This window comes from Paenibacillus sp. FSL H8-0280 (assembly GCF_045040665.1).
GTDB lineage: Bacteria > Bacillota > Bacilli > Paenibacillales > Paenibacillaceae > Paenibacillus > Paenibacillus xylanexedens_A.
The window spans coordinates 3,355,147-3,372,658 of sequence record NZ_CP150296.1; the positions used below are offsets into that span (position 1 = coordinate 3,355,147).

At 42.8% G+C, this 17,512-nt stretch carries 12 protein-coding genes; 10 read left to right on the forward strand and 2 right to left on the reverse strand.

The annotated features are described in order from the left end of the window. Nucleotides 1–702: 702 nt before the first annotated feature. On the forward strand, nt 703–1,500 hold the full coding sequence (locus MHI12_RS14925) for a peptidase (RefSeq protein WP_405172821.1): 798 nt from the start codon (nt 703–705) through the stop codon (nt 1,498–1,500). Between the two features lie 73 nt (nt 1,501–1,573). On the opposite strand, the gene MHI12_RS14930 is transcribed toward MHI12_RS14925, so the two are convergent. Next, entirely contained in the window at nt 1,574–1,918 is a 345-nt protein-coding gene (locus MHI12_RS14930; protein ID WP_405172822.1) for a winged helix-turn-helix transcriptional regulator, read from the reverse strand. A gap of 266 nt (nt 1,919–2,184) precedes the next feature. Between MHI12_RS14930 and MHI12_RS14935 the strand changes: the two genes are divergently transcribed. From MHI12_RS14935 to MHI12_RS14950, 4 genes are all read left to right on the forward strand, one after another. Then, nucleotides 2,185–3,288 (forward strand): Gfo/Idh/MocA family protein, encoded by a 1,104-nt coding sequence (locus MHI12_RS14935; RefSeq protein ID WP_405172823.1) that lies wholly within the window; start codon nt 2,185–2,187, stop codon nt 3,286–3,288. Between the two features lie 276 nt (nt 3,289–3,564). After that, on the forward strand, nt 3,565–4,305 hold the full coding sequence (gene nfsA, locus MHI12_RS14940; protein ID WP_405172824.1) for an oxygen-insensitive NADPH nitroreductase: 741 nt from the start codon (nt 3,565–3,567) through the stop codon (nt 4,303–4,305). Nucleotides 4,306–4,447: 142 nt separating this feature from the next. Continuing rightward, on the forward strand, nt 4,448–4,873 hold the full coding sequence (locus MHI12_RS14945) for a MarR family winged helix-turn-helix transcriptional regulator (RefSeq protein WP_405172825.1): 426 nt from the start codon (nt 4,448–4,450) through the stop codon (nt 4,871–4,873). 287 nt (nt 4,874–5,160) lie between these two features. Beyond that, nucleotides 5,161–7,479, forward strand: coding sequence for a glycosyl hydrolase family 95 catalytic domain-containing protein (locus MHI12_RS14950; protein ID WP_405172826.1), 2,319 nt, complete (start codon nt 5,161–5,163; stop codon nt 7,477–7,479). 118 nt (nt 7,480–7,597) lie between these two features. Here the strand turns inward: MHI12_RS14950 and MHI12_RS14955 are convergent, their stop codons facing one another. Beyond that, nucleotides 7,598–8,449, reverse strand: coding sequence for a helix-turn-helix domain-containing protein (locus MHI12_RS14955; protein ID WP_405172827.1), 852 nt, complete (start codon nt 8,447–8,449; stop codon nt 7,598–7,600). A 159-nt stretch (nt 8,450–8,608) separates the two neighbouring features. Here MHI12_RS14955 and MHI12_RS14960 point away from each other — a divergent pair, with 159 nt between their 5' ends. From MHI12_RS14960 to MHI12_RS14980, 5 genes are all read left to right on the forward strand, one after another. Next, nucleotides 8,609–10,591, forward strand: a complete 1,983-nt coding sequence (locus MHI12_RS14960) for a hypothetical protein (protein ID WP_405172828.1) — start codon at nt 8,609–8,611, stop codon at nt 10,589–10,591. Nucleotides 10,592–10,692: 101 nt separating this feature from the next. Beyond that, entirely contained in the window at nt 10,693–12,279 is a 1,587-nt protein-coding gene (locus MHI12_RS14965) for a response regulator (protein ID WP_405172829.1), read from the forward strand. After that, the gene (locus MHI12_RS14970) at nt 12,261–13,997 is read left to right on the forward strand and encodes a sensor histidine kinase (RefSeq protein ID WP_405172830.1); all 1,737 of its coding nucleotides are present in this window, start codon (nt 12,261–12,263) and stop codon (nt 13,995–13,997) included. Before MHI12_RS14965 ends, MHI12_RS14970 begins: the two co-directional genes overlap by 19 nt. A gap of 121 nt (nt 13,998–14,118) precedes the next feature. Next, on the forward strand, nt 14,119–15,780 hold the full coding sequence (locus MHI12_RS14975; RefSeq protein ID WP_405172831.1) for an ABC transporter substrate-binding protein: 1,662 nt from the start codon (nt 14,119–14,121) through the stop codon (nt 15,778–15,780). A 41-nt stretch (nt 15,781–15,821) separates the two neighbouring features. Next, on the forward strand, nt 15,822–17,498 hold the full coding sequence (locus MHI12_RS14980) for an ABC transporter substrate-binding protein (RefSeq protein WP_405172832.1): 1,677 nt from the start codon (nt 15,822–15,824) through the stop codon (nt 17,496–17,498). The last annotated feature ends 14 nt before the right edge of the window (nt 17,499–17,512 follow it).

The following is a 17,512-nucleotide window of genomic DNA, read 5'->3' on the forward strand; positions in this document are numbered from 1 at the left end:
TTTAAAGGTTACAAGAAGCGCAGGGGTGTGAAGACGAACGATAAGTCGGTTGCTCCTGATGGCCAGCAAGCTAGTATTAAACCATAGAATTAATGTTGACACGACAACATTAAAGGGGACCAGAGTATGGCCCGATTGAGAGCCGCTAAATTAGCGGCTTTTTTGGATTTTAAATAAGTAGAAGTCTGAAAGAGGCGATAGTCAGAACAGTGCCAAAAGCAAGGAGAAAAACGCCTCTAAACTTGATACCCATCATATCGTATTCATGAAGTTCATCCTTCGTACGATTAAAAGGCCATGAATTAGGTCGTCTCAGTGCTCTAACCCCAAAGAATAAACCGATCATTCCAAGCAACAGAAAGAAAAACATATCATCCCTCCTTTAACAAAGATAAGTAATATGGAACCCTATTTGCCTATGCTGACTGAGAATACATACTTTATGAAGGGTTACGTGGTTTGAACATTTTGTAGAAGATCAAACTGTATACATACGCCATCACCATAGGGATTAAAATACGAAGCTATGTCTTTGATGTTAAGGTAAGAAAACTAGCGAATCTATTTCAAAAAAACTGGAACAGTGTTATGATATAAAAGGGAAATAAATCTAATTTTTACAATAAATTTAATATATTTACAGAGAGGGATTAAAGATTGAAACTATAATCCAAATATTTTTTATTATGAGGAGGATAAACTATGAATAAGAGAAAAACGAAGAAAGTTAGTATGGTAATGATTTGTATTCTATCATTATTTTTGGCATCTTCAACAGTCCTGGCTAATACTGCATCTTCACCGTATAGTACACCCAAAATTAAGGGACACACGTACACTTTCACATCTGAAGTATGGACTCGAAATTTTACTACAGGTACGACTGCTGAAGCCGTTGCATCAGTGAAGGCTTCAGCAAGTGTTCCAAATGGTTATATGGGAGCTATGGCTAGATTGTACACATCTGGTGGAAGCTTAAAAGCTTCAAGTTCCATGACATATAATACGTCGAAAACCTCTAGCTTTTTTGTCTACTCTCCAAGAATAACGACTAAAACGACGTATTATGCTCAGAACGTTGGTGAATTCTATAATGGGAATGGATACACTCGGTATACTGGATACAAGTCGCCACACTTAAAGTTATCGAACGTAAATTCATCAAATGTTTTATTTGAAAACAACACTGAAACATCGGAAACGATTCACGAATTATTGCTTCAAACTAAATATGATGTCAATTCACAGGGCGATACCTATGGCTCAGCATTATCTGAACCAATCATTGGGGTTGAACCCGATTTGATTGCTGCAATAGGCACCAATGGAATCGAGGGTTATCTAAAAGCTGAAGATCTTACACCTAAAATCTCTACCATCGAAGAAGCCTTAGCACAAACACAAGTGAATGGTACTGTTCGAACGATTCATTTGTATGATGTAGAAGGAAACAATATTATTGGAGAATTTGATGTAGTTACTGATTATAAAGTAGAATAGAAATTTTTGAGAGTAAAAGAGCCGCTAAATTTGCGGCTTTTTTGGGTTAAGCTATCCATTTCAATTAAGTTGCTTAGCCGTATTCTTTTCCAAAGTCCTCCATCTTTTCAAGGATCGGTAGTAACTTCATTCCCTTGTCTGTTAACGAATACTCAACTCGCGGAGGAACTTCCGGATATACATCGCGTTGAATAACACCATCATTCTCTAACTCTTTAAGCTGCTTTGTAAGGGAGCCTTGAGACAAGTCTCCAAGAAATTTTTTGATATCCGTATATCGACGTGTTTCGTCTTTTAGGTACCATAAGATAAAATATTTCCAACGCCCAGAAAGGACATTCTGAGTAAAAGCTATGGCGTACATGTCACTATTTCCATCTATAAACTCTTGTTCAAATCCTTCATTGCAAACTCTCATTCATATCACTCCTGATCCAAAAGTACAAAAAGATGTACTATGTTCATTTAAATTGCCCTCTTTGCTAATAAAACAAATACACCTATGATGGTGTCAACACCAAAACAATTTTAGTTTACCTAAAGTGTGAAAGAATAATAAATGTTATCTCGAATCGAATAGTTAGCAAGCTAAATAAATATATCATAGAAATGAGTGACTGATAAGGGCTGGAGACAACCGATATTCGATCTTACTGTAAATATTACCAAGGGAGATGTTTAACAATGAGTAAAAAAATTCGTACAGGTATTATAGGGGCATCCATTAATAACGGGTGGGCGAGTGGAACACATATTCCAGCTATTCAGCATTTGGATGAATTCGAGCTTACAGCGGTTGGGACAAGTAATATGGTGAGTGCAAAGAAAAGCGCAGAAGCTTTCTATGCAGATCATGGCTTTGATAATATGGAGGAGTTGGCTCAGCATCCTGATGTGGATATGGTTGTTGTCAGTATTAACGTCAAGGAACATTATAACGCCGTTAAAGCCGTCGTGCCTGCTGGCAAACCAATCTATTGTGAATGGCCACTGGGGTCGAATACAGAGGAAGCCTTGGAAATGCAGGAATGGATAGCGTCTGCCCAAATGCCAAATGCGATTGGATTACAAGCTAGACAAGCCCCGGCCGTTCAATATGTAAAAGATTTATTGGCAGAAGGTTATGTCGGTAAAGTATTATCTGCCAATTTGAAGATCTCCATTGATGGCATGGGTGGCGTTGGTGACAAGTCGAGTGCGTACTTGTATGACCGGAAAGTTGGAGGGAACTTGCTGACCATTGTAGGGGGCCATAATTTGGATGCCTTCACTTACATGCTTGGGGACTTTACAGAATTGTCTGCCACCACAGCTCAACAGTTTCCAGAAGTTGAATTAGTAGATATTCAGAAAGTCATCGAGAAAACAACGGATGATCAGATCATGATTACAGGAAAATTGACTAATGGTGCTGTAGCCAGCGTTCATATTCAAGGTGGAGTTAAACATCAGACAGGACTCACACTTGAAATTTTCGGAGACAACGGCACGATTGTGCTGAGCGCCCCTGCATCCATTCAATTCGGATCACATCAATTACGCGGTGCAGGATCTACGGACAACGAGCTTCGTGAACTAACCATTCCCGATGCCTATTACTCGGCTCCACATTCTCTATATAACGACTCCGGAATTGTTCTGAACATGGCTCAGGCTTATCGTAAGTTTGCCAAAGATATTCAAGAAGGTACTACCTTAGCACCTACTTTCGCGGATGCGGTGAAACTTCATCTGTTACTGGATGCCGTCGAGAAATCAGCCCAGACCGGTGAACGTCAATATCTATAACCCTCACTCAACGGAACAAAATCCGATCCATCCATATACTTAGCATGCTAAATATATTCGCACTATTGAAAGGGCACACATATCTGTGCCTGGCCAGAACGAAGGAGAAAATCGTTATGAAAAAAAGAAGTGAAATGCAACTGGCTTTACAGATGGTTGCAGGGACGCGGTTTGTTCCATAAGTAATATGAAGGAAAAACACTCGCGAGAATATGGGCGTTCCTTACGAATACGGATTGCAGGAACATGGAATCAACGAATAAAGGAGAGCGTTTAATGAATAACACACTCGAATTGCTTCATAACCATACATCGTTTCGTTCTTACACATCTCAACCCCTAACTGATGAACAAATAGATGTAATATTTCAGGCAGCAAATCAAACTTCATCGTTCAGTCTTCTGCAGGCGGTATCCATTATTCGCATCACAGATCCAGTACTTCGAAAAAAACTCAGACATCTCTGTGTCGATCAACCCTATATTGAAGAAGCGGCAGAATTCTGGGTCTTCTGTGCAGATTTTAACCGAAATCATGAAATCGCTCCGGATGTGGATATTGAATATATTGAATTTCTGTTGATTGGTTCATTCGATGCTGGCCTGATGGCACAAAATGCGTTAACCGCGGCTGAATCGCTGGGACTTGGCGGAGTGTTCATTGGTGGGGTCAGAGCTAATATTAGCGAACTATCTGACGTATTAAATTTACCGAAATATGTTATCCCTCTGGTGGGATTATGTATCGGTAATCCAGCTGGAGATAAGCCGGAACTGAAACCTCGGCTCCCTCAATCCATGGTATTGCTTGATAATCAATACCAACCAATGGATCAAGAGAAATTAGCAATCTATGATGAGACCATGCTGAAGTATTATGAAAATCGTCCGACGAGAGCTCCTTTCACCGTGAAAAAAGTAAAAGGATGGAGTGACCATATCCAGGATCACCTCGAGAGAAGTATTCAACCGCAAATGATGGCCTATTTGAACAAGCAAGGTTTTGCCAAAAAATAAGCTTTACGATAAATCCAATCTTTGTTGTGGAACTTGGTTAGGAAAGGCCCTTATAACAATACTAAGGCGAATTGACACCTATATAACCACATGATACATTTAGTCTGCTAAATATAATTCGGATATTAGGGGGGGATCGTTCATGACAGATACAGTAGATTGTGAAATTCGACAGTCTTTAGATCGAATTTCCTCCCAAATGCGTCGAAATTATAGTGAATCTCTACGGGAACTTAATCTCTATGTAGGACAAGATAATCTGTTGTATCGGCTGTGGTTGGGTGATGGGGTAACCCAGATGCAACTGAGTGAACATATGAAATGCGAACCACCAACGGTTACAAACATGGTCAAATCACTGGAGCAGAACGGATTTATATATCGCAAGCGTGATGTACAGGATGCAAGGATCATGCGTATCTTTCTAACCGATAAGGGCAAAGAATTAGAAAAACCGGTTGAGCATAAATGGAGAGAGCAGCAAGAGAAACTACTTCAATCCATTTCTTCGGAAGATCGGCTGATATTGAGGCAATTCATGCAACAAATGGAGAAAAATATTTTATAACTTATGTCAAGATTCACGTAAGCTAAATAAATGAACGAAACAGAGCCGCTATAATAGCGGCTTTTTTTATTGCCAATAGCTAAACTTCCCTGTCCAGAACAAAGAATTTGTACTGTCAGTTTCGGAATTTACGATTACACCTCTAATGCTGGGATAAGATTGTGATAATTCAAGTTAATTTTGTTCATTTAGTTGCTTAAGAGATTACAGTACACTGAAAGAACATACAAACGGAACACACTAAACATGAAAAATGTGAGGAATTATAATTCGTTGGAGGTTTTAACGTGAAGACCAAAAATATCTGGTTTAATCAACCTGCTGGAACATGGGAAGAGGCATTGCCTATCGGAAATGGAACTCTTGGAGGCATGATTTTTGGAAAAACACAGATCGAGAGAATTCAGCTTAATGAAGATAGTCTGTGGTATGGTGGACCGATGCAGCGGAATAATCCTCAAGCACTTGAATCTTTATCTCAGATCAGAAGCCTGATTTTTGACGGTAAGATTAGGGAAGCAGAAGAACTCGCAGCAGATACGCTGGTGGGCGTTCCTGATGGGCAAAGACATTATGAGCCATTAGGGGACTTCTATATCGCTATGGATCACAGTGAACATGAAGCAAATGAATATCAAAGACATCTCGATCTGGAACATGGCAAGGTAAACGTGAATTATACCGCAGATCAATCCATTTACAGCCGTGATTATTTTGCTAGCTACCCGGATCAAGTGCTCGTTGTTCATCTCAAATCTAGCGTGCCTGGAAAGTTATCTTTCTCCACTGTTTTTGGCAGGGGAACCGTTCTGAAATCAACATCCTATTCAGATATTCTTAAGCATCCTGTTGGTTTCCAATCCTATCTGGACCGGATTGAGAGGCGTGGAACGAATAACTTGATCATCCGGGGAAGAAGTGGGGGAGAAGAAGGAATCCGATTTTGTTGTGCGATTCGCCTTATATCTGAAGGAGGGCAGGTTCATTATTCAAGCGGTCAGCTTTCTCTGAAGAATGGTGATTCAGCGACTATTCTAATCACGGCTTGCACGGATTTTCGAGTACCCAAGGAACAACTCGAAGTGGAGTGTCTCCGAAGAATTGATGCTGCTTCCGCAAAACCATATAGCGAACTGCTCGCCGATCATGTCTCGGACTATCAATTCTTATTCGAAAAGATGGATATACATCTCGAAGATGAAAATAAAGATGTGAGATGTTCCGAACTTCCAATCGATCAGCGTCTTGAGCGGCTTAGAGCTGGTCAGCATGATCCGGAACTGATGAGTCTATACTTTCAATTTGGCCGTTATCTGCTTATCTCAAGCAGCCGTCCAGGTTCTTTACCGGCAAACCTTCAAGGGATATGGAATAAAGACATGCTTCCTGTATGGGATAGCAAATATACGATTAATATTAATACACAGATGAACTACTGGCCTGCAGAAAGCTGCAATCTGTCTGAATGTCACGTTCCATTGTTTGATTTTATAGATCGACTGCAAGTCCGGGGAAAGGAAACCGCTAGAACCATGTACGGATGCAAGGGGTTCGTTGCTCATCACAATTCGGATATCTGGGCAGACGCTGCTCCGCAGGATGTATGCATGACATCGACGTTTTGGACTATGGGAGGAGCATGGCTTTCATTACATCTATGGGACCACTACGAATACAATAAGGATGTTCAATTTCTCAAAAAAGCTTACGCCACGATGAAAGATGCGGCTATCTTTATTCTGGATTATCTAATAGAGGATTATTCCGGCAATTGGGTGATATGTCCTTCGTCCTCACCGGAAAATCGCTATATATTAGATAATGGAGAGTCGGGGGCTTTATGTTTTGGTGCTTCAATGGACAATCAGATTATTAGAGAACTCTTCACGCGTTGCATTGAAAGTACCCGGATCTTGCAAGAAGATCAGGAATTCGGAGAAGTACTCCGTAGTGCTTTAACCAAAATACCGGAGACCTCCATTGGCAAACATGGCCAGATCCAAGAGTGGAGTAACGATTATGATGAATTGGAACCTGGTCACAGACATATTTCCCATTTATTCGCTTTGCATCCTGGAACGCAAATTACGTTGCAATCAACGCCTGATCTCGCCAAGGCAGCTCGCGTAACACTCGACAGAAGACTGGAACACGGTGGTGGACACACAGGATGGAGCCGGGCGTGGATTCTCAACATGTGGGCACGATTAGAGGAGTCGGAACTTGCACACGATAACATCGTGGAACTTCTACGTTCCTCCACGTTACCCAATCTGTTTTGTGACCATCCTCCGTTTCAAATTGATGGGAACTTTGGAGGTACCGCAGGTATAGCAGAGATGCTTCTCCAGAGCCATAACGAAGTAATCAGATTGTTACCTGCTTTGCCGGCAGCGTGGCCAAAAGGATATATTCGTGGTATTCGGGCTCGTGGCGGATTTGAAATAGATCTGGAATGGGAAAATGGTCGTCTGTTAAATACCAGAATTCGCTCTATTGCAGAATCAAGAGTAACCGTATCCTATCAGAACCAAAAGATAGAATTAACCTTCCCTGGCCCCAATACTATGATTGAACTAAAAGGATATGACTGGAATAATCAATAAGAAATTATCGATTACCTGAGCGAATACCGGCTGACAAAATTGTCGGGCGAATTCGCTCTTTTTTTTTGCTGAGATAAGATATAGGTAAGAGTTGGCGTGTTTTTGCTCAACGCAATGTTTAAAGAAGACTTCCATATTTAACAAATTTACCAGGTGAAGTGCCGACCTGCTTGGTGAAGCTACGAATAAAATTGGCATAATCTCCAAAACCGGATTGATAACAGGCCTCTGTAATACTTAAACCTTCGATTAAATAAGATTTCGACAGCCCTATACGGCGACTAAGAATGTATGCTCGAATCGTGAGTCCGGTATGCTTTTTGAATTGTCGACTAATATAGCTGCTATTCGTGAACATAGCCTCTGACAATTGTTCAAGCGTCAGTTGCCTCGTCAGATTACATTCAATGTAATCCATCGTGTTTCGAACTAGTTCAGGCATAATATCCGTTGCAACAAAATCCGTATTTTGAAAAGTTAGATTCGTTAGAAGGAGTAACTGAGTAATCAAAATATTCCCTAGAATATCCGCTCCATAGTCACTTGATGAGAGACACTGTTCAAGTTCGCCAGCTAATTGCAGCACTCGTTGAAGTTTGTCCTCTTCAAGATGTACGATATTACCCTTACCCTTGGGACGGTAGTCGAAACATGCGGATAAGTTGGTGGTTGACGTAGACAAGCGGTTCAGATATGACTTTTTTAGATTTATGGTAATTCTCTCATATTCGTTTTTGTCCAAGGCAAAGGAACGGTGCATCTCCTCCGGGCTAAGAACGAGCAGATCGCCACGTTGCAAATGGTAACAACGGTTCTCAATATAGAAGTTCACATTGCCACGAAGAAATAAGTAGAGTTCATATGCATTATGTCGATGATAAAACGTTCCCATATTATACGTGGTGGTGCGATGAAGATACAACAGCTCATTCTGGATTGGATCAAACAGGTATTCTGAAGTCTCATTCATATCAGATATATGACCTCCTTGTCGTTTCGCGCAATAAATATAGCCGTTTGTGCAATGAAATTGCAGACGTGAACCTATAAAATGTAACCATCCTAGCATGATGGATACATAATTGCAAGCGTTTCCACTCAGTGGTGTACAACGCGATTGGAGGAAAAGATGGATCTAATTTTCACAGCACGAAGTAGAGTACAGGACAACGTAGAGTACACGGCTTTGAACAAGCATGCTCTCAAGGCTGACGTAAAAGTAATAAGCGGAAACGGCAGTGCAGAAGCTCCATGGCAAGCCGACATTCAGATTTACAACGAGGGACATAATGCCTGGACAGGGGTTATTCATGTGGAAATGCCGTTGGATAAACAGAATCCGAGGTTTTTTTTGCCTGCATTTATGTATGGCCGCAACCGGGGCGAAGCACCCCAGAATGTCCCAAATGAGTTCCCCAGACTAAGGGAGGGCAGTCCCTCTCGCCCTTCATCACCCTGGTGGATGGTCCGAAGCGATCGTCTGTCTCATCCAGCTGCACTTATCTATGATGAAGGTCGGATTGTTGGTCTAAGCGCAAGTCCCTACTGGATCAATACAGGAAACCAGAAGCAGCAATGGTATCCAGGGATGGAAGGAACGTTCCTGCAATATGGGGGATTCACATGTTCTATTGAAAAGGGTACGGTCGGATATACGCTGGGATATGAGAATGCTCCGTTGCTATTTATCAAATCCAGACTTGTCCATGAGCGAGCTGCCCTTGGAGAAAATTGTTTTGAACTTGCGGCAGGTGAATCAGTTGGGCTCACTCTTGAACTATATAACTACGAGTCTGAATCAGAACTGGGTATCAATCCTGCACTGGAAACAATCTATAGGAGGTATCACGAAAAACCAAGAGAAGGAAGTGACATTCAGACAACGGTAACGGATTTGTCCAATGCCATCTATGAATATGCTTGGCTTCCGGAGGATCGTCATTATTCAACATTTGTATATGAAGATGCTGCTGAAACTGATGGCTACCGATACAACAAAATTATCTCAATCAGTTGGACAAATGGTATGACCATAGCTGCTCCAATGCTTATGGCCGCACTGCGCCTGAATAATGAGCCCATGCGACAGCAGGCGTTATCCTGCATTACCAATATTATCGAGAATGCCATGAATCCCGAATCCGGACTTCCATACGATGCTTATCAGGATGGGATATGGAGTGTTAAAGGCTGGTGGTTCGACGGCATGCGTACCCCAGGACATTCCTCTTACCTTGTAGCTCAAGCGATGTTCTACATTCTGAAAAGCTACGATTATGAGAAGCGCATTCGAAATGTGAGACACGATGATTGGCTTGCTTACGTCAAGCAAGTACTTGATCGTCTGGAGTGCACGAAAAATACGGATGGAGAATACCCCTCCATTTTGTCAGAGCGGACAGGAGCAGGTCTTGAATATGATGCCTTTAGCGGGGTCTGGTGTCTTGCCGCCAAGGCATATTACAGTTGGTTAACCCATGATGCCTCTTCTCTGGATGAGCTCAGACGAAGTGAAGCCCACTATTACAGCACCTATGTCCAACACATGGAATGTTACGGCGCTCCGTTGGATGCGGATAAAGCTGTTGATTCGGAAGGCATTCTGGCTTACATCAAAGCTGTTCGGTTTCTACACGCGTTGACTGGCGACGAGCTGTTTCTAGATCACATGAGAGATGCGATCAGTTATGAATTCAGCTTCAAATTTTGTTACAACTCTCCTATTAAGATTCCGCCTCTCAGTACATTGGGCTGGTCCAGTTCCGGGGGAAGTGTTACTTCAGTAGCTAATCCGCATATTCACCCCATGTCCAGTAATCTAGTGGATGAGCTGTTGTATTATGTTGGACAGCGGGACGAGAATTATGTTCGTCAACGTATGATGGATACCATCGGGTGGGGTTGTCAGACCTATAATCGTTATGATGAAGAATTCGGCTATGGCAAAAAAGGATGGATGTCTGAACGCTTCTGTCATTCGGAAGGACTGGTCACTGAAAAATATGCGGATGGTACGCCAGCCAGCACCTGGTTTTGCCTGATGCCATGGGCCAGTGGCTCGATCATCGAAGGCCTTGTTGGCGACTATTGGGATTATGCACGCCATGAATGAATTTATGTTGCAATAACTACAACAGTCACCATATTAGATGCCGGCGATAGGGAGACATGCTACCGGCGGTTTATTTTCGTTGGAGGAAAGGGGACACACGGATGTTAAAAGTATTATTGGTAGATGACGAGATGTATGTACGAAAGGGGCTGTATGAACTCATAAATTGGATGGATCTTAATATGGAGATTATCGGAGAGGCAGAGAACGGTGCAGAGGCATTAAATCTGATTGAATGTCTGCAACCAGATGTGATTATTACAGATATCCGCATGCCAATTCTGGATGGACTGGAACTGATACGTGCCGTAGAGAAAATGCCACATCTGGAACCTGTGTTCATTATCATCAGTGGTTATCATGACTTCAAATATGCACAGCAGGCAATCAGGTACGGCGTTCATGACTATATCCTAAAGCCTATTGATGATGAAGAACTGACGGCGACGTTGAAGAAGTCGGCTAATCTGATTTGCAATAAAAGAAAACATATTCTTTTGGCTGAGGGACAGGCCAGTACCATCATGCTGGAGGATGTGATCAAAGGCCATGTACAGAAGGAAGATGAACATCGATATTTCGAGATGCTCGGGATCAATCGTAGCTGCAGTCTGCTCATGACTTTGATCGAACTTCAGACCGGATTAGATGAAATCAAAATCACCATTGAACAGCTACGTGAAGCAGTACATTCTCTGGAGAGTAATTTATGCAAAATGTTCATCAGTGAGCAACACCGCGGCACGTTTGCATTATTACTGTTGTGGCCTGATCATCATCAAGGGGGCTCGGCGTTACAGGATAAACTGCATAATATTCATATAACACTGAGCAAAAGGTTTAACCTGGATATCGGTCTTTATGCAGGAACACTCGTCAAAGAAATTGGTGATGTCCCACAATCCCTTATGGCGGCTGAAGAAGCAGCCAAGCATAAATATGCTGAAACTGGTGGTGTCGTACGTTATACGGAGATCAAAGACAAACCGCTGTTTGTTTTCAATGTGTACCAAGACGAGGTGGATCAATTAATCTTGAGCTTGGAAGAGGGGAATAGGTCCTCTTACCACAACATTGTAGAAGAGAAATTCAAACTGTTTCATATGAATCGATTTTCTCCTCAGGCTGTATCGGGTTCTCTATTGCGTTGTATAACGGGTATTCTCGCTGTAGTCAACGAAATGGGTGGTAATGATGAAGGGTTACAGCAACTGAAGGAGCTGGCACAACAAAGTCATGAAGGTTGGAATTTACGGCTATTGAAAAATGCTTTTCTCACCGCGCTGGAGGAAGCCGAGGAGTATGTCTCTCATCTGAGGATGGAGCGATCCAAAGGGGATATCAGCAAGATCAAACGATATATTGATGCAAATTATACCGAGAACATCAATCTCAAAAGCATTGCTGCGCTCTTTTATATGAATCCCGTTTATCTTGGACGGTTATTCCGCAAAAGTTACAATCAATATTTCAATGATTATCTGCTGAACCTGCGGATTCATGAGGCGAAGAAGTTATTGCGCCAGACGGATCTGAGAATGTACGAGGTTGCTGCACGCGTAGGATTTCAGAATGCGGATTATTTTGTAACCCAGTTTGAGAAACTTGTTAAGTTATCGCCTACAGAGTATCGCAATCTCCTTATGGGAAATGAGCAGCGAGGTGCACAATGCCAAGATGGAACCTGAATTACATGAAGCTTCGAGATAAACTACTGCTGATGTATGTCCTGTCCGTGTTTATTCCGATCGTTGTAACCAATGTGGTGTTCTATAATGTCACATCCGCCAATATTCGTAGTCAGAAAACACGTGATGCTGGCATGGCCTTGAACAATCTGAAGAACGACCTGCGGGTAACCATTGATCAGGGCGTCGGCCTCTCTTATTCGTTATATACTGACCCTGTGTTCAACGACACCATCTCCCGTTCATTTCAAAGTCATTTTGAGTACATTGACGCTTATAATTCCTATCTAAAAGGGCAATTCTCCGGTCAATTGAATCAGGGAATTCGCTGGTATCAAGTGTATACAGATAATTCTACCATTCTATCTTCCGGTTATATTGATCGTTTAACTGACGTGGTCCGAAGCTCTAACTGGTACGTTCAATTTCAGGCATACACCGCCCCTTATCCAGCACTGATCTCATCGGATCAGATGTTAAGTCTGGTTCAACGGCTCGACAATCTGGACACAGGGGGGAGAGAGCAGTTACTTAAAATTGACCTGAATATGGATATGATCAAGCAGTATTTTCACAACAGCGGATTTGATGGAAAAGTGTATCTTCTTGATCCGGGGGGACACATCCAATTTTCAAATGATCCTACAGCAGAAGCTCAGATAGGGAAACGTTACAGCGAGATCCAGTTTCCGAACAAAATGATTCCCTTTGAACTTACGTATACAGGCATTAACTATCTGGAAGGGTGGTCCCTACATGGAGTAATGGATGAAGAAATTGTGTTGAAGGAGGTGCGAAAGTCCCGTTCCTTCGTCGTATGGCTGGCTTGCATTAATTTTGTCCTGCCTTCTATTATCATCGCGGCTATGTCCAGATCCATCCATGTCAGGCTGGTGCGTATTCTGAAACATATGAAAAAAGTAAAAACACAAAATTTCCAGACGATTCCGCCTGAAGATGCAAGAGATGAAATAGGTCAACTCACGATGGAATTTAATCGAATGACCGAGACGATCCATAACCTGATTCATGAGGTATATCTCGCTGACATCCAAAAGAAAGACCTGGAGTTAAAGCAGCAGCAAGCGCAGCTTCATGCACTTCATAGTCAGATCAACCCTCATTTTTTGTTTAATACCCTTGAGTCGGTACGTATGCGGAGCCTCATCAAAGGCGAGAAAGAGACTGCCAAAATCGTGCATAACATGGCCAAGATGTTTCGCAAGTCGATTAGTTGGAATCAGAATGATGTGACAGTAAAGGAAGAATTGGAACTCATCGAAAGTTTTTTGCAAATTCAGAAATACCGCTTTGGCGAAAAACTCCAATATACCATTGAGGCAGATCCTGCGGTACTGATGTACCGAATCCCCAAGATGGTTATCCTCCCCTTTGTTGAGAATGCAAGTATTCATGGAATTGAGTCATCTCCGGGTGTAGGCATCATTCAACTCTTCGTTTCAATGGAAAATGACCAGCTCCATATCAGACTAACCGATAACGGTATAGGGATGACACAAGCAAAATTGGAAGAGTTGTTAAGTTACCTGGATCAGAACACCGATATGGGAGAGCATGTTGGCATGAAAAATGCGTATAGTCGCTTAAAACTTTGTTATAAAAATCACTTTACATTCGACATCCAGACATGGGAAGGAGAAGGTACGCGTATCCAAATTAAGCTTCCACTTGATCCATCAGCCATGCCAGGCGACTAAATATGAGGGATATACTTTTCAAAGTAGGAGGTACACTTTCATGGGTAACTTTGAAAGCGCTATCTTGATATATTGAGAAGGCTTAAAGACACAAACAATACTTTAAGGGGGCATTAGCTACATGTTCAGAAAGAAAAACATGATAACAGGACTGGCCATTTTACTGGCTGTAACGCTGGCAGGTTGCAATAAAGCCAGCCCGGAAGCCTCTTATCCTGACAGTAATGACAACACCCCGGTCACCTTTAAATATTTCACGTTTGGCGGTGGCAAGAAGGACATTCTGGCAAGCAGCACGACCATTGGCAAGAAGCTACAGGAACAAACAGGTGTTGACTGGAAGATGGAATATCTGGTCGGCGACGGTGCAACCAAGGCAGGTGTAATGATTGCGAGTGGGGATTACCCAGACATCATCGACTCCAGTGGCGAAATGGCCAAGTTGATGGATGCTGGATCTTTTATCGCGCTGGATGAACTGATCGATCAATATGGGCCTAACATTAAACGAGTATACGGGCCTTATATGGACAAATTCAGACAGGAAGATGGGAAGATATATTTCTTGCCATACACTGCCAATATTGGTTACGTGTCTGAGCCAAACTTCCAGACTGGCTTCTATATTCAGCGCGCTGTATTAAAAGAGTTTAACTACCCCAAGATCAAAACGTTGGACGAATATTTTGACTTGATTGAGCAATATAAGCAAAAGCATCCGCAGATCGATGGAAAAGAAACCATCGGCTTCGCCACACTTGCAGGGGAATCGGGCAGCTTCTTCACCCTGCTAAATCCGGCCATGCATCTGGCAGGTTATCCGAACGATGGCAGTGTGATGGTGGATATGCAGAGCCATGAAGCCAAACTGGTAGCCGGATCTGATTATCAGAAACAATGGATTCAGAAGTTGAGTGAGGTTAACGCACAGGGGATGTTTGATCCCGAATCCTTCACAATGAACCAGGATCAGTATCTCGCCAAATTGACGTCCGGTCGGGTGCTGGGATATTTCAGTTACTCCTGGCAGGTTGGAGATGCAACGAACAACCTCAAGAAGGCTGGTATTGATGATAAACGTTATGTATCTCTACCGATCGTATTTGATGACAACATCAAAGACCAGTATGTGGACCCGCCAGGCTTTGTGAACAACTATGGTGTCGGAATTACCGTAAATGCCAAAGATCCCGTGCGAATTATTAAATATTTTGATAATTTGCTCAAGGAAGAAAACCAGATTCTGGTTCAATGGGGTGTTGAGAACGAGACGTATAGTGTGAATGATGAGGGCCGCTTTTACTTTAAAAATGATGACCAACGCAAGGCACATGAAGATCCGGAATTAAGTCGTAAGTTCGGCTTTGACTATTTTAATTACAGCTGGCCGCGTTACGGGAATAACTCCGTACTGGAGGATGGCAACGCCTATGGACCAGGCAATCAACCAGAGGTGGCTACCTTTAGTTATACGGATGGTGACAAGCTGTTGTTAGAGAAATATGGTGTGGAGACATTCACACAACTATTCAGCACACCGGATGAGCGTCCTTGGTCTCCTGCTTGGTCCATTGCATTGGAGCAGGGCTCTCCGGAACAGATTCTCATCACCAAAGCAGAAGATCTCCAGAAAAAATATTTACCCAAAATGATTATGGATTCGCCTTCCACTTTCGAGAAGACATGGAATGAATATATGAGTCAATTGAATCAACTCGACAAGAAAACATACGAAGCTACGATAACACAGGCCGTTAAGGATCGTGTAGCTGGCAAATGGTGAGTGTAATCCATAGAGACCATACGGAACGGGGGAATATTCACATGTTAAAAGCGAAATTTAGAACAGCAAGTTTGGCTGTATTACTAACAGCTTTGCTGGCTGGGTGCAGTCAGAACAGTTCGTCATCAGCGCCTTCAGCCACAGGTGATGATGAGAACAGTCCAGTCACGTTCTCGTATTACATGTTCTCTCCAGGCAAGAAGGATGTTCTGGCAAGCGAAACAACCATCGGTAAAGCGTTGCAAGAGCAGACGGGTGTGGACTGGAAGATGGAATATCTGGTAGGTGATAGTGCTACAAAAGCCGGTGTCATGATTGCCAGTGGAGACTATCCTGATGTCATTAGCTCCAGTGGTGAGATGTCCAAGTTACTGGATGCCGGTGCCTATATTCCGCTGGATGATCTGATTGAGGAATACGGTCCTAATATCAAAAGGGTGTATGGACCATATTTCGATAAAATGAAAAATGCCGAAGATGGAAAAATCTATGCCCTGCCTTATACGGCTAATCAGGGTGAGTATTCAGGTAGTCCAAATGTGGGCGGAGGAGCTTTCTGGATTCAACGATCTGTGCTCAAAGAGTTTGATTATCCCAAGATCACTACACTGGATGAATATTTTGATCTAATTCAGGATTATAAGGAAAAACATCCAACTGTCGACGGTGCAGAGACAATCGGATTTGTGTCACTTGCTGGTGTGGCCAATAACTTCTTCACGCTGCAAAATCCAGCGATGCATCTTGCCGGTTATCCGAACGATGGCAGTGTCATGGTGGACATGACTACCCATGAGGCAAAAGTCGTCGCCGGAACAGATGCTCAGAAAAAATGGATTCAGAAGTTGAATGAGATCAATGCTCAAGGCATGCTTGATCCGGAATCCTTTACGATGAACAAAGACCAGTATTTGGCCAAGCTGACTTCGGGACGTGTGCTGGGATACTTCAATTATGGCTGGCAAATTGGAGACGCGTCGAAAAACCTGCTCTCGGCAGGCATTGATGAGAAGCGCTACGCTCCACTTCCGATTGTGTTTGATGAAGGAATCAAGGATCAGTATGTGGATCCTCCCGGCTTCGTCAACAACTATGCAACAGGTATCTCGGTGAATGCCAAAGACCCTGTTCGTATCATCAAATATTTTGATAATTTGCTGAAGGAAGAGAATCAGGTTCTGGTGCAATGGGGCATCAAGGACGAGACGTACAGTGTGGATGAAAAGGGCCGATTTTATTATGCAAATGAAGATCAACGCAAGGCTCATGATGATCTGGAGCTCAGCCGTAAATTCGGGTTCACCTACTTTGGCACAGACTGGCCGAAATATGGCGGTGAATCTACGTTGACTGATGGTAACGCTTATAGTCCTGGCAACCAGCCGGAAGTGGCCGCTGCATCTTACACCGAGGGAGACAAGAAGTTTCTTGAAGCCTACGGTATCCAAACCTTTAATGAATTATTTAATAAACCGGAAGAGCGGCCATGGTTCCCCGCATGGTCCATCGCCCTTGAGCAAGGATCACCTGAACAGATCTTCACCACCAAATCGGATGATCTGCAACGTAAATACTTACCGGAGATGATCTTGGGAGCACCATCGAATTTTGATAAGCTGTGGGATGCCTACATGGCTGAATTGAACAAATTGGACAAAGCTGGTTATGAAGCGACCATTACCAAAGTTGTGAAGGATCGTGTAGCAGGAAAATGGTAATACGAACACTTTAA

Coding starts and splice junctions, on each gene's coding strand:
- MHI12_RS14925 (WP_405172821.1), top strand. CDS start 703: ATGAATAAGAGAAAAACGAAGAAAGTTAGTATGGTAATGATTTGTATT.
- MHI12_RS14930 (WP_405172822.1), bottom strand. CDS start 1,918: ATGAGAGTTTGCAATGAAGGATTTGAACAAGAGTTTATAGATGGAAAT.
- MHI12_RS14935 (WP_405172823.1), top strand. CDS start 2,185: ATGAGTAAAAAAATTCGTACAGGTATTATAGGGGCATCCATTAATAAC.
- nfsA (WP_405172824.1), top strand. CDS start 3,565: ATGAATAACACACTCGAATTGCTTCATAACCATACATCGTTTCGTTCT.
- MHI12_RS14945 (WP_405172825.1), top strand. CDS start 4,448: ATGACAGATACAGTAGATTGTGAAATTCGACAGTCTTTAGATCGAATT.
- MHI12_RS14955 (WP_405172827.1), bottom strand. CDS start 8,449: ATGAATGAGACTTCAGAATACCTGTTTGATCCAATCCAGAATGAGCTG.
- MHI12_RS14960 (WP_405172828.1), top strand. CDS start 8,609: ATGGATCTAATTTTCACAGCACGAAGTAGAGTACAGGACAACGTAGAG.
- MHI12_RS14965 (WP_405172829.1), top strand. CDS start 10,693: ATGTTAAAAGTATTATTGGTAGATGACGAGATGTATGTACGAAAGGGG.
- MHI12_RS14970 (WP_405172830.1), top strand. CDS start 12,261: ATGCCAAGATGGAACCTGAATTACATGAAGCTTCGAGATAAACTACTG.
- MHI12_RS14975 (WP_405172831.1), top strand. CDS start 14,119: ATGTTCAGAAAGAAAAACATGATAACAGGACTGGCCATTTTACTGGCT.
- MHI12_RS14980 (WP_405172832.1), top strand. CDS start 15,822: ATGTTAAAAGCGAAATTTAGAACAGCAAGTTTGGCTGTATTACTAACA.